Below are 24,699 nucleotides of genomic sequence, written 5' to 3' on the forward strand. Positions count from 1 at the left end.
TTTTGCTAAATTTTATGTCTATAAAGAGTTTTGGAGTTTTATAGTTTTATTTTCAATAAACCACCCTATAATCCAACCAAATACGAGTATATAATTCTCGATAGCACCAATTGCATTAACAGGAGAATGATATTCAATAAAATTTAACAAATGATTTGTTCCTATTCCTATACCACCAATAATGAGGGCAAGAAGGGCAATTCGCAGGTAAAACCAATCGTACTTAATATTAACGGCAAGAATAATAATTAAGACAGCTAGATTCCAAATTCCAATTTCTCTTTGCCATCCTGCAGAAATACCGTAACCAGAATGCTCTCCCATATATGATGGAAGAAAGATTTGTAGAATAGAAGCACCCAACATGGCGACAATAACTAAAATAAATAGTACTCGTAAAAATTTGTTCATTTATTCTCCTTATTCTATTTTTTAGTAGAAAAGGCTATTAACAAAAGTATATTTACTCGTTCTCTTTCAACTTAGCCAATTCTTGGGCAAGTAGTTTAAGAGCGACTTGTGGGTTAGCTTGACCCTTGGTTGCTTTCATGAGGAATCCTGTGAAGGCCTTGTCAGCGTTACGTTTTCCTGATTTGAAGTCGGCAACAGCGGCTTCGTTATCCGCAAAGACTTGATGAATAATTGGAATCAAAACATCAGGATCTGAGATTTGAACTAAACCAGCTTTTTCCACGTATTCACGTGCTCCACCACCATTTTTAGCTAGGTGAACAAAGACTTTCTTTGCAATCTTAGAAGAGATAGTACCGTCTTCGATGATGGCAATCATTTCAACCAAGTTTTCTGGTGTCAATTGGATTTGTTCCAGTGTCTTGCCTTCTGCGTTCAAGAATTGAGCGACTTCACCTTGGAGCCAGTTAGAAACTTGTTTAGCATCACCACCGAGGGCGACAGCTTTTTCAAAGAAATCAGAAGTGACTTTGTTTGCAGTCAACTGGCTAGCATCGTAGTCTGATAGACCAAGTTGAGATACGTAGCGAGCACGGCGTTCTTTTGGAAACTCTGGCAATTCAGTACGCATCTCTTCGATCCATTCATCTGAGATTTCAAAGAGTGGTAGGTCTGGTTCTGGGAAGTAGCGGTAGTCTGCAGCACCTTCCTTGACACGCATGAGGATAGTTGCTTTAGTAGCTTCATCGTAACGACGTGTTTCTTGGCGGATTTGACCACCTGAACGAAGGATTTCAGCCTGACGTTGCACTTCGTATTCAAGACCCTTACGCACGTTTGAGAAGGAGTTGAGGTTTTTCAACTCAGTTTTGGTACCAAATTTCTCTTGACCATAAGGACGAAGGGAGATGTTGGCATCCACACGCATAGAACCTTCTTCCATCTTAACGTCAGAGATACCAGCGTATTGGATAACTTCCTTGAGGGCTGTAAGATATGCATAAGCTTCTTCAGGGGAACGCATGTCTGCTTCAGATACAATCTCAATCAATGGCACCCCTTGACGATTAAGGTCGACATAAGAGAAACCATCTGTTCCGTGAGTATTTTTACCAGCATCTTCTTCCAAGTGGGCACGCTCAATACCGATTTTCTTAGTTGTACCGTCTTCTAGCTCCACTTCAATCCAGCCGTTATAACCGATTGGCTCATCAAATTGAGAAATTTGATAGGCTTTAGGATTATCTGGATAGAAGTAGTTCTTACGGTCAAAGTGCATCTTCTTGTGGATGTCCATGTTGAGGGCAAGAGCTGCTTTGATACCAGCATCGACAACACCCTTATTGAGAACTGGCAGTACGCCTGGGAAAGACCAGTCAATCACGTTTGTATTGGCATTTTGGTCATTTCCGAAGTGGGCAGAAGTAGGTGAGAAGATTTTTGAATTGGTGTTGAGCTCTACGTGGACTTCAAGTCCAATGACTGTTTCAAAGTTCATTAGTTGTCACCTCCAAAAATCACGGGTTGTTGTTTGTGGTAGTCTGTTGTTGCTTCAAAAGCAGCAGCAGCTTGGTAAATGGTCTCTTCAGAGTATTTTGGACCAATTAATTGTAGACCAACAGGTAGTCCTTGAGCAAATCCTGCAGGAATTGAAATTCCTGGTAGACCAGCCAAGTTGACTGGGATGGTCAAGAGATCCGCCAAGTACATAGCAACTGGATCGTGGTTGAGCGAATCCAAGTCAAAGGCTACGCTTGGAGCTGTTGGACCGAGGATGAGGTCGTAATCTGCAAAGACTTTTTCAAAATCTTGGATGATGAGGGTACGAACTTGACCAGCTTTCTTGTAGTAGGCATCGTAGTAACCTGATGAAAGACTGAAAGTACCAAGCATGATACGACGTTTCACTTCGTCACCGAATCCTTGGCTACGAGTGTTAACGTAAATCTCGTCCAAGTTCTTAGCGTCTTCAGCACGGAAACCATAGCGGATACCGTCAAAACGTTGCAAGTTTGAAGAAGCTTCAGATGAAGCGATGATGTAGTAAACTGCAACCCCGTATTTAGAGTGTGGAAGGCTGACTTCTTCTACAACTGCACCAAGTTTTTCAAAGTGCTTAGCGGCGTTGAGGATAGTTTCTTTAACTTCTGGGTCAATCCCTTCACCAAGGTATTCCTTAGGCAAAGCAATTTTCATGCCCTTGATGTCTTGTCCGATTTTTGAAGTAAAGTCGGCAATGCGGACAGGAGCAGAAGTAGAGTCTTTAGCATCTTGGCTGGCAATAGCATTGAGCAAGAGCGCATTTTCCTTAACAGTTGGAGCGAAAGGTCCAATCTGGTCTAATGAACTACCAAAGGCAATCAGACCAAAACGTGAAACTGTTCCGTAGGTTGGTTTGAGACCGACAATTCCGTTGAAGGCAGCCGGTTGGCGGATAGATCCACCTGTATCAGAACCAAGAGACAAACGGACTTGTCCTGAAGCTACAGAAGCTGCGGAACCACTAGATGATCCACCGGGAACCTTGCTGTGGTCCCAGGCATTTTTAGTTGCACCGTAGTAAGATGTTTCACCAGAACCACCCATGGCAAACTCGTCCATGTTGGTTTTCCCAACAACGATCATGCCCTTAGATTTTGCATTGGCAACAGCTGTCGCATCAAAGATTGGCTCGTAGTTATAAAGCATTTTTGAGGCTGCAGTTGTGAGGATGCCGTCTGTAGAGATATTATCCTTAACTGCTAGCGGAATTCCTGAAAGGACATTGTCAGCGTCAATTCCAGTTTCGTCAATAGCTTTAGCTTGAGCAAGAGCTTGATCTTCAGCGATAGTGACAAAGGCATTGATAGCTTCTTCACGCGCCTTGATATCGTCAAGTGTCGCTTGGGTAAGTTCTGTTGCTGAAATTTCCTTAGAAACAAGGAGGTTGTGCAACTCTTCAATCGTTTTATTGTTAAAAGTCATTAGGCATCTCCTCCATCGTCCAGGATAGCTGGGACCTTGATATAGTAATTGTCTTTTTCAGGTACATTTTTAAATAAGCGATCACGGTCAGTTCCTTCTTCGGCTACGTCTGGGCGAAGAACGGTCTTGCGATCTGCCATGGTAGTCGTTGGTTCAACACCAGTAGTGTCGACTTCGCCGAGCAATTCGACCATATCAACAATCTTAGACAAGGTTGTCGCAAACTCAGCAGTTTCTTCTTCTGAGAATTTTAATTTTGAAAGATTGGCAACGTGTGTTACCTCTTCTTGCGTAATTTTCATCTTGCATCCTTTCGTGAAATGATGATTATTTATCTGTTCTATTTTACCATATTTTCCTATAAATAAGGTAAGTCAAGTTGAAAAGAAGCAGAAATTGAAAAAAGGATTTTAATTCGATATAATGGTTGAAATTAGAGGAAAGACTAAGAGTCGTTTTAAGTTGGAAAACGAGTTGGATGATTGATCAAATGAAAACACATTAGGGGTGAAACATGACACTTTGGGATTTACTTTTTACCAGTAAAAAAACAGTTTCTCCAGACTTGGGGACATGGTACATTTTGTTACCGACTTCTTTGCTAGTCATAGCTGCTCTATCAATTCGCTATGCCTCCTCTAAACCTTATCGAGATTTTTGGTATTGGGGTCAATTGATTCAACTGCTGATTATCAACGCTTGGTATATTTCGGCACGCCTGCCCTTGTCTGAGGCTCTCCCTTTTTACCATAGTCGCATGGCTATGTGGATGATTCTTTTTGCCCCTAATAAGACCTTTTTCAAACAATACTTTGCCTTGGTTGGAGTATTTGGTTCTATTATGGCTTTAGTTTATCCAGTTTTTTACCCGTTTCCTTTCCCTCATGTTTCGTCGGTCAACAATGTTTTCGGACATTGGGCCCTCTTGGCTAACTGCTTGATTTATCTTATTAGATATTATAAAGTTGAAAAAGGGGATGCTTGGAAAATATGTCAGATGACTCTTGGAGTTAATGCTATAATTTTTCTAGCCAACCTCTTGACAGGAGGGAATTATGGCTTTATGAGTAATCCCCTTGTGATTGGGGATCATGGCGCCTTGGTTAATTATTTGATAGTAACCAGTCTGATGACAGGAATCCTCATTCTCATAAATCAATTTGTTAAATATAAACTGAAGAATCGTCAGCTAATAAATTAAGGAGATCTTATGCATCATTTTATTACAAGAACCCAAACCACACCACCGCCTATTCCGATTTTTTGGTACGGTGTCATGATAGGCCTTCTTGCACTGCCTATCTATGGATCTCTTACTTACTACAAAAATCCCAAATTTGTTCGATTATTTAAGTGGATTCAAATAGCGCAACTGCTAGCTCTTTACACTTGGTATATTGGTTTTGGCATTCCATTTTCAAATAGTCTGCCTCTTTACCATTGTCGTTTAGCCATGTTCGCAGTTATCTTCCTACCAGACAGATGGAAAACCAAGCAGTATTTTGCCCTTATGGGAGCTAGTGGAGCAGTATTTGCCTTGGGTTATCCGGTTTTTGATCCCTATGACTTTCCGCATATTACCAGTTTTTCATTCTTGATTGGACATTATGCTCTCCTGGTAAATTCACTTGTCTATCTCATGAACCACTACGATAAGACCCTGCTTAAAAAGTATCGAATCATCGTCTACACTTTTGTTCTTAATCTTTTTCTAGTTGGAGTCAATCAAGTGACAGGTGGAAACTATGGGCTTTTGAATACCACGCCTTTTATCCCAGATGCTCCTATTTGGATAAAATATCTGTTGGTTTCAATCATTCTATCTTCAGCCTTGGTGCTCTTTGATATCTTGTTTAAGAAACGCTGGCAAAAGAAAATGGCACTAGAATCAACTCTTTCATGATTTAGATTGTAAGCTAAAAGAAGATATAGAATTTGAGTCGACCAATCACAAAATATAAATTACAACATCCATTATTTAAAAGCAAGTCTATTATAGAGACCTGCTTTTTCTTGTGTAGGCGATTGAAAAACTCTCTAAAATCCGATATAATGGAGTGTTGAAAGGAATTTTAGGGTCCAATGTAACAAAGAGCGATTAGAAATTCAAATAATTCAAAAAAAGTAAAAAGAAAGAGAAGTTATGAGTATTCAAGAAGAAATCAAAAAACGTCGTACCTTTGCCATCATCTCCCACCCGGACGCTGGTAAAACGACTATCACTGAGCAATTGCTTTACTTTGGGGGAGAGATTCGTGAGGCAGGTACTGTAAAAGGGAAGAAGACAGGAAACTTTGCTAAGTCTGACTGGATGGATATCGAGAAACAACGTGGGATTTCGGTAACCTCATCTGTCATGCAGTTTGACTACGATGGCAAACGTGTCAATATCCTAGATACACCAGGGCACGAGGACTTCTCAGAAGATACTTACCGTACCTTGATGGCGGTGGATGCGGCTGTCATGGTTGTGGACTCTGCCAAGGGTATCGAGGCCCAGACCAAGAAATTGTTTGAGGTTGTCAAACATCGTGGTATTCCAGTCTTCACTTTTATGAACAAGCTTGACCGTGATGGCCGAGAGCCACTAGACCTCTTGCAAGAATTGGAAGAAGTCTTGGGCATTGCTAGCTATCCGATGAACTGGCCGATTGGGATGGGGAAAGCTTTTGAGGGACTCTATGACCTTTACAATAAACGCTTGGAACTTTACAAAGGGGATGAACGCTTTGCTAGTCTGGAAGATGGGGACAAGCTATTTGCTAGCAACCCATTCTACGAGCAAGTCAAGGATGATATCGAACTCTTGCAAGAAGCTGGAAATGAATTCTCAGAAGAAGCCATCCTTGCGGGTGAATTAACTCCAGTATTCTTCGGTTCAGCTCTTACTAACTTTGGAGTACAGACCTTCCTTGAAACCTTCCTCAAGTTTGCTCCAGAACCACACGGTCACAAGAAAACAGATGGCGAAATTGTGGATCCTTACGACAAGGATTTCTCAGGATTTGTCTTTAAAATCCAAGCCAACATGGACCCTCGTCACCGTGACCGTATTGCCTTTGTCCGTATTGTCTCTGGTGAATTTGAGCGTGGTATGAGTGTTAATCTTCCTCGTACTGGTAAGAGTGCTAAACTATCAAATGTTACTCAGTTTATGGCGGAGAGTCGTGAGAATGTCACTAATGCCGTAGCAGGGGATATTATCGGAGTTTACGATACTGGTACTTATCAGGTGGGAGATACTTTGACAGTTGGGAAAAACAAATTTGAATTTGAACCACTGCCAACCTTTACCCCTGAAATCTTCATGAAAGTTTCTGCTAAGAACGTTATGAAGCAAAAATCCTTCCACAAGGGAATTGAGCAATTGGTTCAAGAAGGAGCTATTCAGCTTTATACCAGCTACCAAACAGGTGAATATATGTTGGGTGCCGTTGGTCAATTGCAGTTTGAAGTCTTCAAACACCGTATGGAAAATGAGTACAATGCAGAAGTCGTTATGAGCCCAATGGGTAAAAAGACCGTTCGCTGGATTAAACCAGAGGATTTGGATGAGCGTATGTCTTCAAGTCGAAACATCTTGGCTAAAGACCGCTTTGACCAACCTGTCTTCCTCTTTGAAAACGACTTTGCCCTCCGCTGGTTTGCGGACAAGTATCCGGATGTAGAGTTAGAAGAGAAGATGTAACTCAGTACCAACAATTGGAACTAAAGTTCCTAATTGTTGGACGCTAGTCGCTATTTTGCGGTCTAGCTAACTGCCTTACTAACTGCGTTTGGCAAATAAAATCGATTTACAAACTCCGTGTCGTAGTTCAGTAAATTTATGTAGTTGTATAACAATCTAAGTAACTAACGCCAAGTTTCTATAGAACTTGGCTAGGCGCTCCACTAGTAAAGTTTTACGAATTTTATCGATTCGTAAAACTTTACGTCGTGATGGGTAGAAAGTGGCCTGACTGCCTCACTAACTCATCGACGAAAAATAATCGTTTTCTCCTCTTTGTGTCGTAATGCTCTGTGTCGTAATCTAATAAACGGCAACCGCTATGGCGGTTTACCTAAACGCTTCACTAGGCAAAACCCACGAGCTAACTGCCTTACTAACTGCGTTTGGTAAATACAATCGATTTGCCAAACTTCGTGTCGTAATGCTCTGTGTCGTAATCTAACAATTGGTAACAGTTAGAAAGTAGTCTAGCTGCCTGCTATTGCCATACTAATTGCGTGTTGTAGCGGAAAATGAGTACCTTAGATGGTCACTTACCTTAAATTTATTGTAAAAAAGCCAAGAAGATATTTTTCTTGGCTTTTCTTGTAGCTTGCTATTCAAAATTTTCCTAAAACTCCGCCCCAATGTGGGACGGAGTTTAGGAGGTCTTTTAGGTCGCTAATCGGTAAACAGCTTCAGCATAGATATCCATAGCATGATAGAGATCATCTAAGATAGCATATTCATTTGCTTGGTGTTCTGTTTGCTCTCTTCCTGGGAAGAGGGCGCCAAAAGCGACACAGTTTGGCATGGTACGTGCAAAGGTTGCACCGCCAGATGATAGAGCGGGGCTGTTATCGCCAGTTTTTTCTTTATAAACCTGCATGAGAGTAGTGACGAGCAGGCTATCTCTTGCCACATAAAGTGGTGCTAGGTAGTCAAATTCTTGGTAGCTAAGTTGGTAAGTTTTTGCACACTCTATCAGCTGATGAACAAGGGCATCCTTGTCTGCAAGGACTGGGATTCGGATATCAATTCGAATCTCAGAACTTTCGGGAGTAATGGTTAAGGCGGCCACATTAAAGGATAAATGTCCAGAAGGCTGGTCGCTGATATCACCAAAGATTCCTTTTCCTTGACCATCTTGACCAACTTCTTTGGCAAGAAATGTCAGTGCAGGATGGGATTGAATGGAATCAAGGACAGTGGCTAGTCGAATGACTGCATTAATCCCTTGACTAGCATCCTTGGCGTGCTTAGACACACCTAGAACAGTAAGGCTCTGGTCATTTTGTTGGTAATCGTAGCCAGCAACTATTAGGCCTGCCTGGATCTGTTCCATAAGTGGTCCTTGATAAGTTGCCTTATCAGGAACGACATTAAAGGCTCCACCTACCTCTAAGACGAGTTGTTCTGATCCAGGTCCATGAAGTTTGACCTGAAGAAGTCCTTTTTCTGCATAGGTTAATGGGAATGAGGAGTCAGGAGCAAATCCCATGCCGGCCTGTTCCTCAATGGTATTATATCTTGCCATACAACGCCAAAGGGTTTCCTCATCAGTACCAAATATGAAACGAACCCTTTTTTTGAATGGAATTCCTTGGTCAAGCAAGCTCTTAACTGCGTAAAGGGCTGCAAGAGAAGGTCCTTTATCGTCCTGCGCACCCCGACCATAAATTCGCCCATCTCTGATACTTGCTTCAAATGGAGGAGTTTCCCAGTCTTTCAAATCGCCTGCAGGAACTACATCTAGGTGGCAGAGGATGGCAAGGAGATCACCTTCACCAACTTCTGCATACCCATAATATCCTTGAGGATCCAGATAGGTTTTAAAACCAAGATCTTGACACAAGTCCAGCATTTTTTTCAGGACATCTTGGATGGCTTGACCAAAAGGAGTACCATTTTCACCTTCCTTGAGAACAGATGGATAGGAGATGATGGTTTTCAAACTTTGAAGAAAATCCTCTTTGATTGATTCTGTAATATAGGATTTCATCCGTATCTCCCTTTGTTTCTATAAGAATGGCACTAAGGTACCTAAGATAAGAAGTAGAATACTTGCAACGACAATGACGATGACGAGTTTTCCAACAAATTTCCACCAAGTTCCAAGGCTGACACGACCAAGAGCAAGAGCACCCATAACAATACCTGAAGTAGGAGTTACAAGGTTAAGGACACCAGATGCAGATTGGTAGGCAGTGACGATAAGGCTTGCTTTAACATTGACGAACTCTCCAAGAGGAGCCATGATACCCATAGTTGCACTAGCAAGACCAGATGAAGAAGGAATGAGGAAGGACATAGGTAGGTAGAAGATATAGGTCAATACGATGAAGATTTGAGGAGAAAGACCTTGAAGGCCAACTTCACCCCAGTGTAGGATGGTTGCAGTAATCATACCATCGTTCATGATAACTTGGATACCACGAGCAACCGCACAAATCAAGGCTACTGAAAGCAAATCTGCAGCACCAGTTAGGAAGGTTGAGACAATCTTGCTTTCTTTGAGACCATAGACAACACCGATCAAAATCCCCATAACGGCAAAGAGCATAGCGCCTTCTGGGAAGTACCAGCTACCAAATGGTAGAGCATCTGAACCGATAACTCCTCCAATTACAGGAAGGCCGATTAACCAATTCTTGAAGTCTTCAAATACAGTAACATGCAAATCAACCCAAGGGATGAAACTTGCAATCATAATTATAAAGGTTAATACAAATAAAGCGAGGACATGTTTTTGTTTCTTGCTCAAGGTAGATGGTGCATCATCGTTATCTGAAACATTAAAGTGTTTGATATCTTCTTCGCGTTGAGCGTAAACGAGTGATTTAGTAGGATCTTTTTGAATCTTTTCTGCATAACGATAGACAAAGTAAGTGCTGATACCTGTCATTACGAACCAGAAGATAACACGGAGAATAACCCCATCCATAGAAGAAATTCCCGCAGTATCAGAGGCGATAACAGTAGCAAATGGATTCAATGTAGATGCCAAACAACCAACTTGAGAACCTAGTAAGATGATGGCTACGGCAGTGATACTGTCAAAACCAACTGCCATCATTACAGGAATAAGAAGGGGATAGAAGGCCATGGTTTCTTCTCCCATACCATAGGTAGTTCCTCCAAGTGCGAAGAGGGGCATGAGGATGAGAATCAACATTTTTTCGCGACCCTTGTATTTTTTAACGATGGAGGCAATCCCTACATCGAGTGTACCAGTAGCGTTTACGACACCAAGGAAACCTCCGACCATAAGGATAAAGAAGGCAACGTCGATAGCTGCGCTGGTTGGTTTGTGACCGAGCATGGCACGAATTGGTGCCATAAGGATATCGTAAATCCCTTGAGGATTTGAGTCAACAGTTTGATAGGTACCTGCGATGAGGTTACCTGCTTCATTGGTATCATACTTACCTGCTGGAATGATCCAGGTTAAAAATGCCATAATGGCAATGATGATAATCAAAACAGTGTATGATGAGGGCATTTGAAACCTTTTTTTATTTTCACTCATTTGTTTTTCCTCCTAAACTATGTCACACAGTATAAAAACGAATGATGTGGCAAGAGTGCTGACTAAACTTTCTTGAAAGGTATGACTAAACTATTATTCTTTCACAATGATTGTTCCACTTTCAGATTCAATCAAGGCTCCTAGATTGATAAGAGAAGTGATAACTGCTTTTCCTGCTGGACGATTGGTCACAAAATCAATGGCAGCTTGGATTTTTGGCAGCATACTACCAGGAGCAAATTGCCCCTCTTGGATGTATTCTTGGAGTTGGCTTACAGTTACCCGTTCCAATTTTTCCTGATTTGGTTTGTTATAGTTGATATAGGCATAATCGACACCAGTTAAAATGATGAAGAGATCTGCTTCGACTAGCTCTGCCAAGCATTGCGATGCAAAGTCCTTATCGATGACAGCTTCCACTCCTGAAAAGTAACCGTTTTCATTTTTGGCGATAGGAATACCTCCACCGCCTGCTGCGATGACAATTTGTCCCTTATCTAAGAGTGCGCGTATACTGTCGATTTCTTTGATGTAAATGGGTTTTGGAGAAGCCACTACCTTACGCCAACCACGACCTGCATCTTCTTTAAAGTTAGCCCCAGTTTTTTCGCTTTCCGCTTTAGCCTCTTCTTCTGAGTAGAATGGACCGATTGGTTTGGTTGGATTGAGAAAGGCAGGGTCATCCTTGTCTACGACAACCTGTGTGACAACAGAAACGACAGTTTTATCAAGATGAATATCCTGTAAAGCATTTTCTAGAGCATTCTGGAGCCAAAAACCGATGCTACCCTCTGTCATAGCAACAAGTGAATCGAGAGGAAAGGCGGGATTTTTTTCGGAATTCGCTGCTAGGTGTTGGAGGAGTAGGTTACCAACTTGCGGTCCATTGCCATGGGTGATAATCAATTCATCGCCATTTTGGATGAGTTTCACCAGATGACGTGCTGTTTCTGCCAGAGCAGCTTCTTGAGCTTGAGCAGATGGATCTGTGGACAGAATGGCATTTCCTCCAAGAGCGACAACGATTTTACGATGAGACATGAGCGCTCCTTTCTTTTGGATGAACAAAAACCAATTTTGGTTAAAAGCTTGGATTTGGAAGTTGATAAGAAAGACTTTGTAGGGACGAGTTGAGTTGGAATTTCGAAATGCGGATAACTGGAAGGCAGTTACTTGTTATGAGGTTTTTGCTTGAATGGTGACTATTGGGGAATTTCAACTCAGAGCTCGTAACTTCTACAAAAAGGGACTGGACTAAAACACTAGTCTCAGCCCCTAAGCTGTTTGTTATAGTTGGCATCACACTTTAGGAATATAGAGATTTCCTAGTGTAGCGGCCATAACGGCTTTAATGGTGTGCATACGATTTTCTGCTTGATCAAATTGACGAGCATACTTGCTATGGAAGACCTCATCAGTTACTTCCATTTCTTTTACGCCAAATTTCTCAGCTACTTGTCTGCCATAGATAGTGTTCGTATCATGAAAGGCTGGTAAACAGTGGAGGAAGATTAAGTTTTCATTGCCTGCTTTCTTAACAAGATCCATATTGACTTGGTAAGGTTTTAGCAAAGCGACGCGTTCTGCAAACTTATCTTCTTCGCCCATAGATACCCAAACATCAGTGTAAAGGACATCAGCCCCTTTTACAGCTTCATCAGCATCTTCTGTGATGAGAATGTGAGCCCCACTTTCTTTGGCATATTCCTCAGCCAGTGCAACAACTGCTTGATCTGGGAAGAGTTCTTTTGGTGAAAAGACATGAACGTTCACACCAAGGATCGCTCCTGTTACTAGAAGGCTATTGGCAACATTATTACGACCGTCACCACAGTAAACCAAAGTCAAACCTTCAAGATGTCCGAAATTTTCTAGTACTGTCAAATAGTCTGCAAGCATTTGAGTTGGGTGCCATTTATCCGTCAAGCCGTTCCAAACAGGAACACCAGAGAATTCAGCTAATTCTTCAACCATATCCTGACTAAAACCACGGAATTCAATACCATCAAACATACGTCCTAAAACTTTTGCGGTATCTTCAGTAGTTTCTTTTTTACCTAGTTGAATATCGTTTGCCCCCAGGTATTCTGGATGTGCACCAAGATCGATTGCAGCAGTTGTGAAGGCTGCGCGTGTACGGGTAGAAGTTTTTTCGAACAAAAGAGCAATATTTTTACCAGCTAGATAGCGGTGTTCGATGTTTCGTTTTTTAAGATCCTTCAAGTGAGCTGAAAGTCCAATCAAATATTCGAGCTCTGCACGGGTAAAATCTTTTTCAGCTAGAAAACTTCTTCCTTGAAATACTGAATGTATCATTCTATATATCCTTTTCTAACAAGCATGATTCTGCTAGCAGATGCTAGGCAGAAATAGGAAGAATCTAAATGTCTTCGCGTTCAAACGGCATTGACATACAACGAGGTCCACCACGTCCACGTACCAATTCCCGTCCACGAATCTTAATTAAACGAAGTCCATATTCTTCAAGTTTCTTATTGGTCACAGTGTTGCGTTCATAAACGACTACGACACCTGGTGCAATAGCGAGTGTGTTAGAGCCATCATTCCATTGTTCACGAGCAGCTGCAACAATATTACCATCACCACAAGGAATGAGTGTAACTTTTTCTAAACCAAGGTTTTGAGCAAGGAGCTCTGCCAAATCTCCTTTTTCTTCAACAATATTGAGTTTTTCATTTTCGTAAGTGACAGAATAGACGTGAAGATTGCCTTGGATTTCTGGGTGGATTGTAAATTTATCATAGTCTACCATGGTGAAGACAGTATCCAAGTGCATGAACTTACGGCTGTTTGAAAATTCAAAAGCCAAAACTTTCTTGAAGCCAACATTCTTTTTGAAGATATTAACCAAAAGTTTTTCGATAGAAGCGGCATCGGTCCGTTGAGAGATTCCAACTGCTAGGACATCTTTTGAAAGAACAAGTTCATCTCCACCTTCAATCCGAGTAGTTTCTTCACGGTTATAGATGAGCTCTACCTTACCACCATAGATTGGGTGATGCTTGAAGATATACTTACCATAAAGTGTTTCGCGATTGCGTGTATCGGCGTACATGTGATTGAGTGATACTGCATTCCCGATAGTCGCAAATGGGTCGCGGGTGAAGTAAAGGTTTGGCATTGGATCGATGGCAAACGGATAGTCAGATTCAACCAAGTCAGTTAATCCTTTGCCTTCTTCAGGGATGTCAGGCAATTCAACTTTTTGAACACCTGCCATTGTTTTCTTGATCAGTTCAAGATTGTCGTCAATATCATGAAGCAGTTTTCGGATGGCATTTTTAGTTTGTCGACCACGAATATTTGCTTCATTGAGATATTCTTCTATGAACTGGTCACGTATTTCAGGAGAAGTTAATGATTCAGCAGCCAATTGTTCAAGATAGAGCACTTCGATTCCCTCGTCACGGAGTGCTTGAGCAAAGGCGTCGTGTTCACTTTGGGCATCTGCTAAAAATGGGATGTCATCAAAGAGCAACCTCTCAAGGTGATCTGGCATCAAGTTTTCTAATTCTTGACCCGGACGGTGCAACATAACTTTTTTCAGTTTTCCAATTTCTGAGAAAACATGAATTGGATGTGAAGACATGTGTTTCCTCCTTTTTTCTCGTGTGTACCAAACTATATTGGTATCGCTTACAAGTTAATAGTATCACAAATTAATATGCATTACAAGGGATATGATAAGGCCAAAAAGGCTTGAAAATGGCTATTTTATAGGATTTCTTACATTTTTTTATAAGAATATTCACAAATATACATGTTAAGTTAACTTATATTTATATTCTATAAAATTTATGCATAAAAATATTTTTAAAATTTTTTTAAAAAATTTTGAGATTGTAGAAAAAGGTGGATTTTCTGAGGTGAAAAGTTTGTTGAAACAAAAAAATCCCTTAGACTAGGACGATTGATCTAGCCTAAGGGAAGAATAGTTGGGTATTAGATACCGAAATTTTTCATAAAAAATGTAAAGAGTGCAAGTAAGATGAAGCTGATACTATTAAGTAGCATATGGACTGAGATAGACATTTCCAAACGTCTGGTACGATAAGCAGTCCAAGTGAGGACGGCTGACATCCAGCCATAAATCAAGAAGGAAGGGAGATTAGAAGGTCTGTGCGCAAGGAGGAAGATCAACCAACCAATAACATAGCCAAACTTTTCGTAGCCTTGGAAGAGTTTGGTAGGAATAATCCCGCGACAGATGATTTCTTCACAAATAGGTGCGATTAAAACGATGAGGAAGAAACTGCTAATCAGAGAGCTTTCAGAAATAAGGTTGTTGATTACTTGCTGATTAGAAGTTGTTGTTTGTTTTATGAGTTGTAACCAGATGCCACCTACAAGATTTCCAACAAAGATTGTCAAATAACTCAAAACAATACGAGGAAGATCATTAATCGTTAAGAGTTTAGGCTTAAATACTAGTAACTTGCTCTTATGGGCTCCGTATAAAAAGATAGCAAGCACAAGAATCGAAATAAGAGCTACGATAAGTGATGACCATATAGGATCAATCTGACTTATTGCTAACAGAGCTAGAGTTTGCATCGGGATTTGAGAGAGAACGATGGCTACTAACAAAATCCCAAACCACGCGAGTCGTTTACGAAAATCTTTAAAAAAGTTCATTGATATGTCTCCTAAAATTTTTATCTAATTATAACACAATTGCTGAGAGGATTCTATTTGTTACCATAAGAGGAAAGTACAGACGACAAATAGAATATCCCGAATCAAATGACCGTAGAATGATACCTCCTGTCTCAAATTTTTTGGGAATAAAAAACTGAGAAATAGAGCACCAAGGCCAATATAAAAAGCAATCGATAAAATGGTGATTGGATTACGTAGGAAGATTAAAATAGAAATTATGATGAAGGAAAATCTCACTTCCTTGCTACTGGAATTTTTTTGTAACCTTCTCCATTTTTTCAAGGGGAGAAAGGTAACGAGATCAACTCCAAAGAGAAAAAAGAAGGAGGGTAGGATGAGTTCCACGGCTTCTTTTTGAAGTAAGTTGACAGTAACGATAGTTTCTGATAGAACCAGCCCAACCCCGCAGAGGTTGACCACAATCATCATACTATAAAATAAAAAGATAAAGCGACTCCTGTCAATCAGTCTATCTCTTTTTAAGTTGTGACTAGATAAATAATGCATAAAGGCACAAGACCCAGATAAGCCCAATAAAGCCAGTAGAAAATAAAAACAGGATTGTTTGAGGGCCAGAGAGGTTCCAGACCAAAAGATACAACTACAAAGTGCCAGTTGGATTAAGGCAAAGAACAAGAGTAGTCGAATTGATTTTATGACTTTTTCCATAAAGTATCCCCTATATTTTTTTCTTATTATAGCTAAAAGATAGGAGAGAAAAGTCCTTAAATTCCCAATTGTCGATTTTTAGGGCTGTCTTGTCTTTTGAAACTAAAAAATCCCCCTTCAAGGGTTTCTTGAAGAGGGGAGATAGGGTGTACAGTTGATTGTTCTAACGTTTAGACCAGGTTCGCTTCATAAAGAGTAGTATGATTGGATAAATTTCAAGACGTCCTGCAATCATTGCAAAGGATAGTAGAAGTTTTGAAAATGGACTAAAAATTGAGAAACTTGCAGTTGTTCCTAAAATAGGACCGATATTGTTAAAGCAACTGAAAACAGCACTCGTGACAACCATTAAATTATTGGTATCTAAACTGACGATGAAAATCAAACTGAGTAGAATCATGATATAAACCACAAAGTACTTCAGAATCTTGTGCTGAGTATCCTTATCAATAACCGTTTGATTAACCTGAAGGGTTAACACACGGTGAGGTGATATGGTAGACAAGACTTGATTTTTAGCAATTTTAGATAGGATGACTCCGCGAATAACCTTGAGACCACCTGCAGTGGAGCCAGCAGAACCACCGATTGCCATCAGCATTAGCAAGATGTATTGAGAAAACAAAGGCCAGTTCGTGATATCTCCATATCCAAAACCGGTAGTGGTAATGATGTTAGATACTTGGAAGAAGGCCATCTCAAAGCTTTGTGAAACTCCGCTGTAGAGGTGGAGTGTGTTAAGCGTGATTAAGCCAGTTGATATGGCTACAATCAAGAGATAGGCTCGGAGTTCTTCATCAAAAAAGAATTCCTTGATACGACGAAGCATGAGGTAGTAGTAGAGGTTGAAATTGACACCAAACATTAAAACCCCGATACTTGTCAAATAGGTGATGAGAGAACTGTGATAGTGGGCAATTCCATCATTATAAACAGTAAAGCCACCAGTACCAGCAGTACCCATAGCGATAACAAAACTATCGTAGAGTGGCATCCCAGCAAGGTAATAAATAACCACAAAGAGGGCAAACATAGCCAGGTAGAGGATATAAAGGATTTGAGCTGTATTTTTTAGCTTAGATACAACCTTGCCAAATACTGGTCCTGGAACCTCAGCCTTCATAACTTCTAGGTGACTGTTTTTTGCATTGTCCATAATAGCTAGGGCAAAAACTAGCACCCCCATACCTCCGATGAGGTGGGTAAAACTCCTCCAAAATAGAAGAGAACGGCTTAAGACAGAAACATCATTTAGAATGGTTGCTCCCGTTGTTGTGAAGCCAGAACTAATCTCAAAGAAGGCGTCTATCATATTGGGAATTTGCCCTGAAAAGACAAAGGGAAGGGCACCAAAGAATGACCAGAGAATCCAACAGAGAGCTACAATTAAGACCCCTTCTTTTGCATAGATTCGCTGTTTTTTAGGTTTGCTGATGATTCCCAGAAGACCTAGAACAACAAGGATTCCGATGGTAGAGAAAAGAGCTGTAAAAACTTGACTCGATTCTCGATAATAAAGAGCAATGCTAACTGGAACTAAGAGTAGACCAGCCTCGATCAAGAGTAGCTTTGCAAGAAGAAATCGTACCATACTTCTATTCATAGCTTACCTCTCTAACAGATCATAGATCTTGGTGATATTTGATAGTAGTGTGATGACAACTAACTTATCACCGACTTGAAGGCTATCTTCACCAGTTGGGAAGATTGTTTTTCCATTGCGGATAATAGCAGCAATTAAAATATCTTTTTTGAGTTTCAATTGAGACAAAGGTTTACCAGTCATCTTGTTAGCTTCCTTGATAAGGAATTGAAGAGTTTCAACCTGTCCATTTGCTAGGTGGTGCATGGCTTGAAGATCTGAATATTGGGCATTGGCACGACCATGGATAAAGTGCATAATCGTATCAACAGCGATAGTTTTTGGTGTGATGATACTAGAAAACTCAGGTGCATGGATAATCTCTAGGAGACTAGTTCGATTGACCTTAGTGATGTTTTTCTGAACACCCACACTATCCAAGAACATAGATGTAATAATGTTTTCTTCGTCAACTCCAGTAAGGGTTGCGACCGCATCGTAGTGTTGTGCACTTTCTTCCAGGAGAATATCTTTTGCAGTCCCATCCCCTTGTACAATATAGAGTTTTGGATATTTTTGACTGAAAAATGCTGCGCGATCTGGATTGAGTTCAATGACCTTGGTATCAATACGGCTATCTTTCAAAATACCAACAAGGTAGTAGGCGATTTTGCCGGCACCGATAATGAGTAAACTCTTAACGACACGAGATTTGACATAGTTATGAAAAAGCATCATGTCTACACGATGACCTGTTACAAAGATACGGTCTTTATCTTCTAAAATAAGGTCGCCACTAGGGATCATCAGTTTATGATCGCGCTCAATAGCACAGACAATCACATTGCCAAACTTTTTCCGGAAGTCTGCGATAGACATCTGACAGATATTGCTATCCTTACGGACAACAAATTCCATCAAACTAACCAAACCACCTGCAAAACGCTCAACAGAAAGAGCATTTGGGAAGTCGATAATGTTAGCAATAGCACGAGCCGCTAGGAGTTCTGGATTGACAATGAGAGAAAATCCGAGAATATTTTTTTCTTTAAAGTAAGGGTTGGAATACTCAGGATTGCGGACACGGACGATGGTTTCTTTAGCCCCCATCTTTTTAGCTAAGACAGCAGAGACCATATTGACCTCGTCATATTGAGTCATAGCAATGAAAATATCGCAGTCTTGAACATTGGCAGCTTCTAGCATAGCAAAGTCAGCCCCATTACCTGCAATTCCAATAATATCAAAACGGCTTGTCATGTAATTAAGAACTGTTTCGTTCTGTTCAATTAAGACAACATCATGATTGTCAGCGACAAGTGAACGACAAAGGGCAGAACCAACTTTTCCCCCTCCGACAAGAATAATTTTCATAGTTATATAACCTACTTTTTCAATATGTATCTATCATACTCTTTTTTAGAATAAAATGCACTCGGCAACCGACTCTTTTCATTATTAGGGTGGAAAATTGTCTCATTGATAATCTTACTTGTTCAAAATTTAAAATATAAATCAAGCTATTTTCGTCTAATTCTAATGAATACAGAAGCATTTTCAACTAATGTAAATATGTTTGTAAAAAAATTGAAAAAATCAAGTCATTTCTATTGACAATCAAGCTGAAAGTGATATACTAAAACAGTAGTTTCGCTGATTTACTTCAAACCTGTTGTGAGGTAAGTTAACGATGCCTTAACCACGCTGTTTGCTGAGCTAGACTCCGGGCAGTGTGGCTATTTTTTTGCACTAGTGAGAGGAAACAAGGCATGGCAAATCACATTGTATTATTTGAACCCCAAATTCCACAAAATACGGGTAATATTGCTCGTACCTGCGCAGCAACGAATGCGCCCCTTCATATTATTAAACCGATGGGCTTTCCTATCGATGACCGTAAGATGAAGCGAGCAGGTCTAGATTATTGGGACAAGCTTGAGATTCATTTTTATGATAGTTTGGCTGATTTTATGGAAAAAATGGATGGTCAGCTCTACTTGATTTCCAAGTTTGCAGAAAAAGTCTATTCAGATGCAGATTTCACGACAGAAGGAGATCATTATTTTCTTTTTGGGAGAGAAGATAAGGGCTTGCCTGAGGAATTTATGCGTGAGCATCCAGAAAAAGCTCTCCGCATTCCCATGAATGATGAGCATGTTCGTAGTCTCAATGTTTCAAATACAGTTTGTATGATTGTTTATGAGGCACTTCGTCAACAAAACTTTGCGGGTCTCGAACTGGTTCACACTTACGAAACAGATAAGTTGAAATAAACACTTAGATAAAATGCTTGCGCTTGCAAGCTTTTTTTGTTATCATAAAGGGGTCTTCAGGGCAGGGTGAAATTCCCGACCGGCGGTAAATTTGACTAGCTATTTTAGCTTTCTCGTCGTTGTCTTGTCTCGATATACTTTAAGTATTATCTTCGACTACGACGCCTAGATAAATCTAAAATATCTTAGCCAAATAAGTCCGCGAGCGCAAGCTGATGTGGTGAGATTCCACAACCGACAGTATAGTCTGGATGGGAGAAGACGAAAGAATGGCTTTGTCTATTCTAATTGATTTTTTATAGGTAAATTGCAACCGCTTGCTAAAAAGAGTGAGGGGGAACTTTTGGAATATAAAAATAAAGGATAGATAGAGGAATCCTTTCCAACTTCTTCTGATTTTATAGAAAATTGGAGGAACCTGTTATGACAAACACACGTCGACTTTCGACCATTGCAATTCTATCAGCACTTTCATTTGTGTTGATGTACTTTGACTTTCCGCTTCTACCTGCGGCATCCTTCTTGAGGATTGAGTTCAGTATTTTACCGGTCCTTGTGGGCTTGGTAGTCTTGGATTTACCAGCAGCTTTTGGAGTGCTTTTCCTTCGGTCCTTGTTGAAAATCCTTCTGAACAATCAAGGGGTTAGTACCTATATTGGTTTACCGATGAATATTGTTGCCTTGGGAGTCTTTGTACTTGCTTTTGGTTTGATTTGGAAAAAAGAGCGAACAACCATGCGTTTCGTCCTAGCTTCACTAGCTGGTACGCTTGGTTTGACTCTAGCTATGCTAGTTCTAAACTATGTTTATGCTGTTCCTTTGTACGCTAAATTTGCTAATTTTGATATTGAGAAAATCTTAGGATTGAGCAACTACCTGATGACTATGGTTTTGCCTTTTAATCTGATTGAAGGTATTATCTTTGCTGTCTCTTTCTGGTTGTTGTTTGTCCTTTTGAAACCAACTTTAAAATACTATGAAAGATAAACAAACATTTATGATGAAGGGCTCTTTTGCCCTTTTACTTTTTATGATTATTGGCTATATTGTCAAATTTTATCCAGAAATGCTGGTCAGTTTTGATCAGCCGATTCAGACTGCCATTAGAGGTGATTTACCTGAGACCTTAACGCTTCTTTTTCGGGCAATTACGCACTTAATTGACATCCCAGTCATTATTAGCTGGGTTTTAATTGTAGCTTTTATATTTTATCGTAAGCAATGGAAGATGGAAAGTTATCTCATGCTGGGGAATCTAGCTTTAACTGGAATCTTAATCGTAACTTTTAAAAATATCTATCAAAGACCACGACCAGAAATTCTACACTTGGTAGAAGAAAAAGGTTTTTCTTTTCCAAGCGGACATTCTCTGGCAGTAACGATTATGGTTGGAACTTTGATTGTGATTTTGAGCCAACGGATTAAAAATACAGTCTGGAGAAAAATCGTTCAAATCTTGCTAAGTCTATACATCGTCAGTGTATTGGTATCAAGAATTTATCTGGGAGTTCACTACCCGTCAGATGTGATTGCCAGCCTTTGTGTAGGCCTAGGAGTTTTGTTTATGGAGTTTCCTTTCTACGATAAACTGCGTTTTCAATGGCGCTTCAAAGGAAAGCAGAAGTAGGCATTAACCCTTCTTGAGGAGGAAGAAATGGAAGTCAACATAAAAGATCTTCATCCGAGTCAACTATACTTATCAGAAGAGAAATTACAAGATATCCAGATGCTTTATCAATCGGTAGAAAAGCACAATATCAATCCAATCAGTGTTCTTACATTTGGAGATTATTTGTTGATTACAGACGGGCATCACAGGGCTTATCAGGCTTTATTGATAGGTCAGAATACGATTTCTGCTGAGTGGGATAAAGATGGTGGTGATGAACTATATCATCTCTATGCGCAAGCTTGTGAGAAAAGAAAGATATACTCTGTTCTGGACTTAAAAGATCATATCTTACCTCAAGATGAGTATGAAGCAAAATGGTATAACTGGTGTGATGGGTTTAATCAAGCAACGGAGCTAGTATTAGGATTAGAAAATGATGACAAAAATCATTCAGATAGATGATTCCTTGCGTCTAGTTCCCTATTTTTTAGCAGATCATCATGATGCAGCTTTGGCCTGGTATCAAGATGTGGATTTGGTGGAACTTGTAGACGGTATTAGAATACCTTATAGTCCGGAAAAATTAAATGCCATGTATTCCTATTTAGAAAGACACGGGGATTTGTTCTGGATTGAGTTTCGAGAAAAGGGAGAGTGGCTTCCAATTGGGGATGTCACCTTATCTCAGGAGAATCTTCCTATTGTGATCGGCAATCCAACTTATCAACATCAGGGACTTGGACGCAAAGTTTTGAAGGCTTTGATTGATCTAGCTCGTCAAAAGGGTTGGAAACAATTGAAAGTTCAAGAAATCTATACTTTCAATCGTATCTCTAGAAGATGTTTTGAGTCTCTTGGATTTGTGGAAAGTGGTACTACTGAAAATGGAGTGAGTTTTGTACTGACTTTGATTGAATGAATTCACTCCATCGTGATAGAAGATTCTAAAGATTGATTTCACCAAAAAATTGTAACAGAAAGAAATATCAAAAATAAAAATTTCTCTTGCATTTTTTTAAAAATAGTGTATAATAGATGGGTATGTGTAAAGCATACTTGTGGGAGGTAAAAATCTCTAAATTACCGCCAAAACCACAAAGGAGGATTTAAAAATGGCTAAAAAAGTCGAAAAACTTGTAAAATTGCAAATCCCTGCTGGTAAAGCTACACCAGCTCCACCGGTTGGACCTGCTCTTGGTCAAGCTGGTATCAACATCATGGGATTCACAAAAGAGTTCAACGCTCGTACTGCTGACCAAGCTGGTATGATCATTCCAGTTGTTATCTCAGTATACGAAGACAAATCATTTACTTTCGTTACAAAAACACCACCAGCTGCTGTTCTTTTGAAAAAAGCTGCAGGTGTTGAAAAAGGATCAGGTACACCTAACAAAACTAAAGTTGCTACAGTTACTCGTGCACAAGTACAAGAAATTGCAGAAACTAAGATGCCAGATTTGAACGCTGCAAACATTGAGTCTGCAATGCGTATGATCGAAGGTACTGCTCGTTCTATGGGATTCACTGTTGTTGACTAATCAATAACATCCCTATATAACCCGCAAGACTTCATCATTTCGAGAAGTGACGTGGGAGATGAAAATCGATTGAACCACTTACAAGGAGAATAGAAAATGGCTAAAAAAAGCAAACAACTTCGTGCTGCTCTTGAGAAGATCGACAGCACAAAAGCATACAGCGTAGAAGAAGCTGTAGCTCTTGCAAAAGAAACTAACTTCGCAAAATTTGACGCAACTGTAGAAGTTGCTTACAACTTGAACATCGACGTTAAAAAAGCTGACCAACAAATCCGTGGAGCAATGGTATTGCCAAACGGTACTGGTAAAACAGCTCGCGTTCTTGTATTTGCACGTGGTGCAAAAGCTGAAGAAGCTAAAGCTGCTGGTGCAGACTTCGTTGGTGAAGACGACCTTGTTGCTAAAATCAACGACGGTTGGTTGGACTTCGACGTAGTTATCGCTACACCTGATATGATGGCTCTTGTTGGACGTCTTGGACGTGTCCTTGGACCACGTAACTTGATGCCAAACCCTAAAACTGGTACTGTAACAATGGATGTTGCTAAAGCAGTTGAAGAGTCTAAAGGTGGTAAAATCACTTACCGTGCAGACCGTGCAGGTATCGTACAAGCCATCATCGGTAAAGTTTCATTTGAAGCTGACAAGTTGGTTGAAAACTTCAAAGCGTTCAACGAAACAATCCAAAAAGCTAAACCAGCTACTGCTAAAGGAACTTACGTAACTAGCTTGACAATCACAACTACTCAAGGTGTTGGTATCAAGGTTGACGTTAACTCACTTTAATTAGTAATAATTTAACATGAAAGGTTGAAGACAAGTTTGTCTCAACCTTTTTTCTATTAAAAAAATAAAAATACGTATAAACTTTCTAATCTATTTGATATTGTGGCTCTTTGTCAACTGTAGTGGGTTGAATAAAAAGCTAACATCTGGAGAGGACAACGATTGTCCTCTCCATTTTTATATTCAGAGCGATGAAAATTCGTTTCTTAAAGTTATCAAAGTTCCTAAAACCAAAAGCATTTCGTTTGATGAGTTTAATGAGATTATTGGTTGCTTCCAATTTGGCGTTGGAATAAGGTAATTGAAGGGCGTTGACAATCTTTTCTTTAACCTTGAGGAAGGTTTTCAAGACAGTCTGAAAAAGAGGATGAACCTGCTTTAGATTTTCCTCAATAAGTCCGAAAAATTTGTCAGGCTCTTTATTCTGAAAGTGAAAAAGCAAGAGCTGATAGAGATTATAGTGGTGTTTCAAGTCTTCGGAATAGCTCAAAAGCTTGTCTAGAATTTCTTTATTCGTTAAGTGCATGCGAAAAGTAGGGCGATAAAATCGTTTATCGCTGAGTTTACGACTATCTTGTTGGATGAGTTTCCAATAGCGCTTGATGGCCTTGTATTTATGAGATTTTCGATCAAATTGATTCATGATTTGGACACGAACCCGACTCATAGCTCGGCTAAGATGTTGAACAATGTGAAAACGATCTAGAACGATTTTAGCACATGGAAAAAGCTGTTTAGCTAAGGCATAGTAAGGACTAAACATATCCATAGTAATGATTTTCACTCGACATCGGACTGCTCTATCGTAGCGAAGAAAGTGATTGCGGATGATAGCTTGTGTTCTTCCCTCAAGAACAGTAATGATATTGAGCTGATCAAAATCTTGTGCGATAAAACTCATCTTTCCCTTGGTAAAGGCATACTCGTCCCAAGACATAATCTCTGG

The 24,699-nt window shown here is 40.0% G+C and carries 25 protein-coding genes and 1 riboswitch; of the genes, 11 read left to right on the top strand and 14 right to left on the bottom strand.

What is annotated here, in order from left to right; translation table 11 throughout:
• Nucleotides 1-18 precede the first annotated feature (18 nt).
• Genes TZ96_RS08405 through gatC form a run of 4 tightly spaced genes read right to left on the bottom strand, consistent with a single transcriptional unit; the run spans nt 19 to nt 3,677 of the window.
• On the bottom strand, nt 19-411 hold the full coding sequence (locus TZ96_RS08405) for a hypothetical protein (protein ID WP_045763692.1): 393 nt from the start codon (nt 409-411) through the stop codon (nt 19-21).
• 52 nt (nt 412-463) lie between these two features.
• Nucleotides 464-1,909: an Asp-tRNA(Asn)/Glu-tRNA(Gln) amidotransferase subunit GatB gene (gatB, locus tag TZ96_RS08410; RefSeq protein ID WP_045763693.1), complete on the bottom strand. Its 1,446-nt coding sequence runs from the start codon at nt 1,907-1,909 to the stop codon at nt 464-466.
• A complete protein-coding gene (gene gatA, locus TZ96_RS08415) occupies nt 1,909-3,375 on the bottom strand; it encodes an Asp-tRNA(Asn)/Glu-tRNA(Gln) amidotransferase subunit GatA (RefSeq protein ID WP_045763694.1) in 1,467 nt (488 codons plus the stop codon). Before gatA ends, gatB begins: the two co-directional genes overlap by 1 nt.
• The gene (gene gatC, locus TZ96_RS08420; protein WP_004251926.1) at nt 3,375-3,677 is read right to left on the bottom strand and encodes an Asp-tRNA(Asn)/Glu-tRNA(Gln) amidotransferase subunit GatC; all 303 of its coding nucleotides are present in this window, start codon (nt 3,675-3,677) and stop codon (nt 3,375-3,377) included. Before gatC ends, gatA begins: the two co-directional genes overlap by 1 nt.
• Nucleotides 3,678-3,889: 212 nt before the next feature.
• On the opposite strand from gatC, the gene TZ96_RS08425 reads away from it, so the two are divergent.
• From TZ96_RS08425 to TZ96_RS11070, 4 genes are all read left to right on the top strand, one after another.
• Complete coding sequence (locus TZ96_RS08425) at nt 3,890-4,576, top strand: TIGR02206 family membrane protein (protein WP_045763695.1); 687 nt, start codon at nt 3,890-3,892, stop codon at nt 4,574-4,576.
• A gap of 9 nt (nt 4,577-4,585) precedes the next feature.
• Nucleotides 4,586-5,278, top strand: a complete 693-nt coding sequence (locus tag TZ96_RS08430; protein WP_045763696.1) for a TIGR02206 family membrane protein — start codon at nt 4,586-4,588, stop codon at nt 5,276-5,278.
• A gap of 240 nt (nt 5,279-5,518) precedes the next feature.
• Nucleotides 5,519-7,063 carry a peptide chain release factor 3 gene (locus TZ96_RS08435; protein ID WP_045763697.1) on the top strand — a complete coding sequence of 515 codons (1,545 nt, stop codon included), beginning with the start codon at nt 5,519-5,521 and terminating at the stop codon, nt 7,061-7,063.
• A gap of 361 nt (nt 7,064-7,424) precedes the next feature.
• Nucleotides 7,425-7,547, top strand: coding sequence for a hypothetical protein (locus tag TZ96_RS11070; RefSeq protein ID WP_277813591.1), 123 nt, complete (start codon nt 7,425-7,427; stop codon nt 7,545-7,547).
• Between the two features lie 210 nt (nt 7,548-7,757).
• On the opposite strand, the gene TZ96_RS08440 is transcribed toward TZ96_RS11070, so the two are convergent.
• The 9 genes from TZ96_RS08440 to trkA all read right to left on the bottom strand — a co-directional run bounded on the left by TZ96_RS08440 (nt 7,758) and on the right by trkA (nt 18,918).
• A complete protein-coding gene (locus tag TZ96_RS08440) occupies nt 7,758-9,086 on the bottom strand; it encodes a dipeptidase (protein ID WP_045763698.1) in 1,329 nt (442 codons plus the stop codon).
• Nucleotides 9,087-9,104: 18 nt separating this feature from the next.
• Nucleotides 9,105-10,613 (bottom strand): YfcC family protein, encoded by a 1,509-nt coding sequence (locus TZ96_RS08445; RefSeq protein ID WP_045763699.1) that lies wholly within the window; start codon nt 10,611-10,613, stop codon nt 9,105-9,107.
• A gap of 93 nt (nt 10,614-10,706) precedes the next feature.
• Entirely contained in the window at nt 10,707-11,654 is a 948-nt protein-coding gene (arcC, locus tag TZ96_RS08450) for a carbamate kinase (RefSeq protein WP_045763700.1), read from the bottom strand.
• Nucleotides 11,655-11,912: 258 nt separating this feature from the next.
• Nucleotides 11,913-12,926 (bottom strand): ornithine carbamoyltransferase, encoded by a 1,014-nt coding sequence (argF, locus tag TZ96_RS08455; RefSeq protein ID WP_198921496.1) that lies wholly within the window; start codon nt 12,924-12,926, stop codon nt 11,913-11,915.
• A 67-nt stretch (nt 12,927-12,993) separates the two neighbouring features.
• Nucleotides 12,994-14,223, bottom strand: a complete 1,230-nt coding sequence (gene arcA / locus TZ96_RS08460) for an arginine deiminase (protein WP_045763702.1) — start codon at nt 14,221-14,223, stop codon at nt 12,994-12,996.
• 353 nt (nt 14,224-14,576) lie between these two features.
• A complete protein-coding gene (locus tag TZ96_RS08465; protein ID WP_045763703.1) occupies nt 14,577-15,269 on the bottom strand; it encodes a CPBP family intramembrane glutamic endopeptidase in 693 nt (230 codons plus the stop codon).
• A gap of 60 nt (nt 15,270-15,329) precedes the next feature.
• Entirely contained in the window at nt 15,330-15,962 is a 633-nt protein-coding gene (locus TZ96_RS08470) for a hypothetical protein (RefSeq protein ID WP_052696573.1), read from the bottom strand.
• 163 nt (nt 15,963-16,125) lie between these two features.
• On the bottom strand, nt 16,126-17,565 hold the full coding sequence (locus TZ96_RS08475; protein ID WP_045763704.1) for a TrkH family potassium uptake protein: 1,440 nt from the start codon (nt 17,563-17,565) through the stop codon (nt 16,126-16,128).
• Between the two features lie 3 nt (nt 17,566-17,568).
• Nucleotides 17,569-18,918, bottom strand: coding sequence for a Trk system potassium transporter TrkA (gene trkA / locus TZ96_RS08480; RefSeq protein ID WP_045763705.1), 1,350 nt, complete (start codon nt 18,916-18,918; stop codon nt 17,569-17,571).
• A 395-nt stretch (nt 18,919-19,313) separates the two neighbouring features.
• Here trkA and TZ96_RS08485 point away from each other — a divergent pair, with 395 nt between their 5' ends.
• The 7 genes from TZ96_RS08485 (at nt 19,314) to rplA (ending at nt 23,753) form a co-directional block, all read left to right on the top strand.
• The gene (locus tag TZ96_RS08485; protein WP_045763706.1) at nt 19,314-19,817 is read left to right on the top strand and encodes a tRNA (cytidine(34)-2'-O)-methyltransferase; all 504 of its coding nucleotides are present in this window, start codon (nt 19,314-19,316) and stop codon (nt 19,815-19,817) included.
• Nucleotides 19,818-19,865: 48 nt separating this feature from the next.
• A riboswitch (FMN riboswitch) is annotated at nt 19,866-20,084 on the top strand.
• A gap of 156 nt (nt 20,085-20,240) precedes the next feature.
• Complete coding sequence (locus TZ96_RS08490) at nt 20,241-20,804, top strand: ECF transporter S component (RefSeq protein ID WP_045763707.1); 564 nt, start codon at nt 20,241-20,243, stop codon at nt 20,802-20,804.
• Nucleotides 20,794-21,444 carry a phosphatase PAP2 family protein gene (locus TZ96_RS08495; RefSeq protein ID WP_045763708.1) on the top strand — a complete coding sequence of 217 codons (651 nt, stop codon included), beginning with the start codon at nt 20,794-20,796 and terminating at the stop codon, nt 21,442-21,444. Before TZ96_RS08490 ends, TZ96_RS08495 begins: the two co-directional genes overlap by 11 nt.
• Before the next feature lie 27 nt (nt 21,445-21,471).
• Nucleotides 21,472-21,891 carry a ParB N-terminal domain-containing protein gene (locus tag TZ96_RS08500; protein WP_045763709.1) on the top strand — a complete coding sequence of 140 codons (420 nt, stop codon included), beginning with the start codon at nt 21,472-21,474 and terminating at the stop codon, nt 21,889-21,891.
• Entirely contained in the window at nt 21,866-22,348 is a 483-nt protein-coding gene (locus TZ96_RS08505) for a GNAT family N-acetyltransferase (RefSeq protein ID WP_045763714.1), read from the top strand. Before TZ96_RS08500 ends, TZ96_RS08505 begins: the two co-directional genes overlap by 26 nt.
• Nucleotides 22,349-22,541: 193 nt before the next feature.
• Entirely contained in the window at nt 22,542-22,967 is a 426-nt protein-coding gene (rplK, locus tag TZ96_RS08510) for a 50S ribosomal protein L11 (protein WP_001085808.1), read from the top strand.
• Between the two features lie 96 nt (nt 22,968-23,063).
• Nucleotides 23,064-23,753 carry a 50S ribosomal protein L1 gene (gene rplA / locus TZ96_RS08515; RefSeq protein ID WP_001085672.1) on the top strand — a complete coding sequence of 230 codons (690 nt, stop codon included), beginning with the start codon at nt 23,064-23,066 and terminating at the stop codon, nt 23,751-23,753.
• 139 nt (nt 23,754-23,892) lie between these two features.
• On the opposite strand, the gene TZ96_RS08520 is transcribed toward rplA, so the two are convergent.
• Nucleotides 23,893-24,699, bottom strand: an 807-nt coding sequence (locus tag TZ96_RS08520) for an ISL3 family transposase (RefSeq protein ID WP_045762798.1), incomplete at its 5' end; no start/stop codon positions are given.

The sequence above is a fragment of the Streptococcus infantis genome (assembly GCF_000963255.1).
In the GTDB taxonomy this organism is placed as follows: Bacteria; Bacillota; Bacilli; order Lactobacillales; family Streptococcaceae; genus Streptococcus; species Streptococcus nidrosiense.

Excerpts from the sequence above, each read along its gene's own strand:
- TZ96_RS08405 (WP_045763692.1), bottom strand. The coding sequence starts at position 411 with ATGAACAAATTTTTACGAGTACTATTTATTTTAGTTATTGTCGCCATG.
- gatB (WP_045763693.1), bottom strand. The coding sequence starts at position 1,909 with ATGAACTTTGAAACAGTCATTGGACTTGAAGTCCACGTAGAGCTCAAC.
- gatA (WP_045763694.1), bottom strand. The coding sequence starts at position 3,375 with ATGACTTTTAACAATAAAACGATTGAAGAGTTGCACAACCTCCTTGTT.
- gatC (WP_004251926.1), bottom strand. The coding sequence starts at position 3,677 with ATGAAAATTACGCAAGAAGAGGTAACACACGTTGCCAATCTTTCAAAA.
- TZ96_RS08425 (WP_045763695.1), top strand. The coding sequence starts at position 3,890 with ATGACACTTTGGGATTTACTTTTTACCAGTAAAAAAACAGTTTCTCCA.
- TZ96_RS08430 (WP_045763696.1), top strand. The coding sequence starts at position 4,586 with ATGCATCATTTTATTACAAGAACCCAAACCACACCACCGCCTATTCCG.
- TZ96_RS08435 (WP_045763697.1), top strand. The coding sequence starts at position 5,519 with ATGAGTATTCAAGAAGAAATCAAAAAACGTCGTACCTTTGCCATCATC.
- TZ96_RS11070 (WP_277813591.1), top strand. The coding sequence starts at position 7,425 with ATGGCGGTTTACCTAAACGCTTCACTAGGCAAAACCCACGAGCTAACT.
- TZ96_RS08440 (WP_045763698.1), bottom strand. The coding sequence starts at position 9,086 with ATGAAATCCTATATTACAGAATCAATCAAAGAGGATTTTCTTCAAAGT.
- TZ96_RS08445 (WP_045763699.1), bottom strand. The coding sequence starts at position 10,613 with ATGAGTGAAAATAAAAAAAGGTTTCAAATGCCCTCATCATACACTGTT.
- arcC (WP_045763700.1), bottom strand. The coding sequence starts at position 11,654 with ATGTCTCATCGTAAAATCGTTGTCGCTCTTGGAGGAAATGCCATTCTG.
- arcA (WP_045763702.1), bottom strand. The coding sequence starts at position 14,223 with ATGTCTTCACATCCAATTCATGTTTTCTCAGAAATTGGAAAACTGAAA.
- TZ96_RS08465 (WP_045763703.1), bottom strand. The coding sequence starts at position 15,269 with ATGAACTTTTTTAAAGATTTTCGTAAACGACTCGCGTGGTTTGGGATT.
- TZ96_RS08470 (WP_052696573.1), bottom strand. The coding sequence starts at position 15,962 with ATGGAAAAAGTCATAAAATCAATTCGACTACTCTTGTTCTTTGCCTTA.
- TZ96_RS08475 (WP_045763704.1), bottom strand. The coding sequence starts at position 17,565 with ATGAATAGAAGTATGGTACGATTTCTTCTTGCAAAGCTACTCTTGATC.
- trkA (WP_045763705.1), bottom strand. The coding sequence starts at position 18,918 with ATGAAAATTATTCTTGTCGGAGGGGGAAAAGTTGGTTCTGCCCTTTGT.
- TZ96_RS08485 (WP_045763706.1), top strand. The coding sequence starts at position 19,314 with ATGGCAAATCACATTGTATTATTTGAACCCCAAATTCCACAAAATACG.
- TZ96_RS08490 (WP_045763707.1), top strand. The coding sequence starts at position 20,241 with ATGACAAACACACGTCGACTTTCGACCATTGCAATTCTATCAGCACTT.
- TZ96_RS08495 (WP_045763708.1), top strand. The coding sequence starts at position 20,794 with ATGAAAGATAAACAAACATTTATGATGAAGGGCTCTTTTGCCCTTTTA.
- TZ96_RS08500 (WP_045763709.1), top strand. The coding sequence starts at position 21,472 with ATGGAAGTCAACATAAAAGATCTTCATCCGAGTCAACTATACTTATCA.
- TZ96_RS08505 (WP_045763714.1), top strand. The coding sequence starts at position 21,866 with ATGACAAAAATCATTCAGATAGATGATTCCTTGCGTCTAGTTCCCTAT.
- rplK (WP_001085808.1), top strand. The coding sequence starts at position 22,542 with ATGGCTAAAAAAGTCGAAAAACTTGTAAAATTGCAAATCCCTGCTGGT.
- rplA (WP_001085672.1), top strand. The coding sequence starts at position 23,064 with ATGGCTAAAAAAAGCAAACAACTTCGTGCTGCTCTTGAGAAGATCGAC.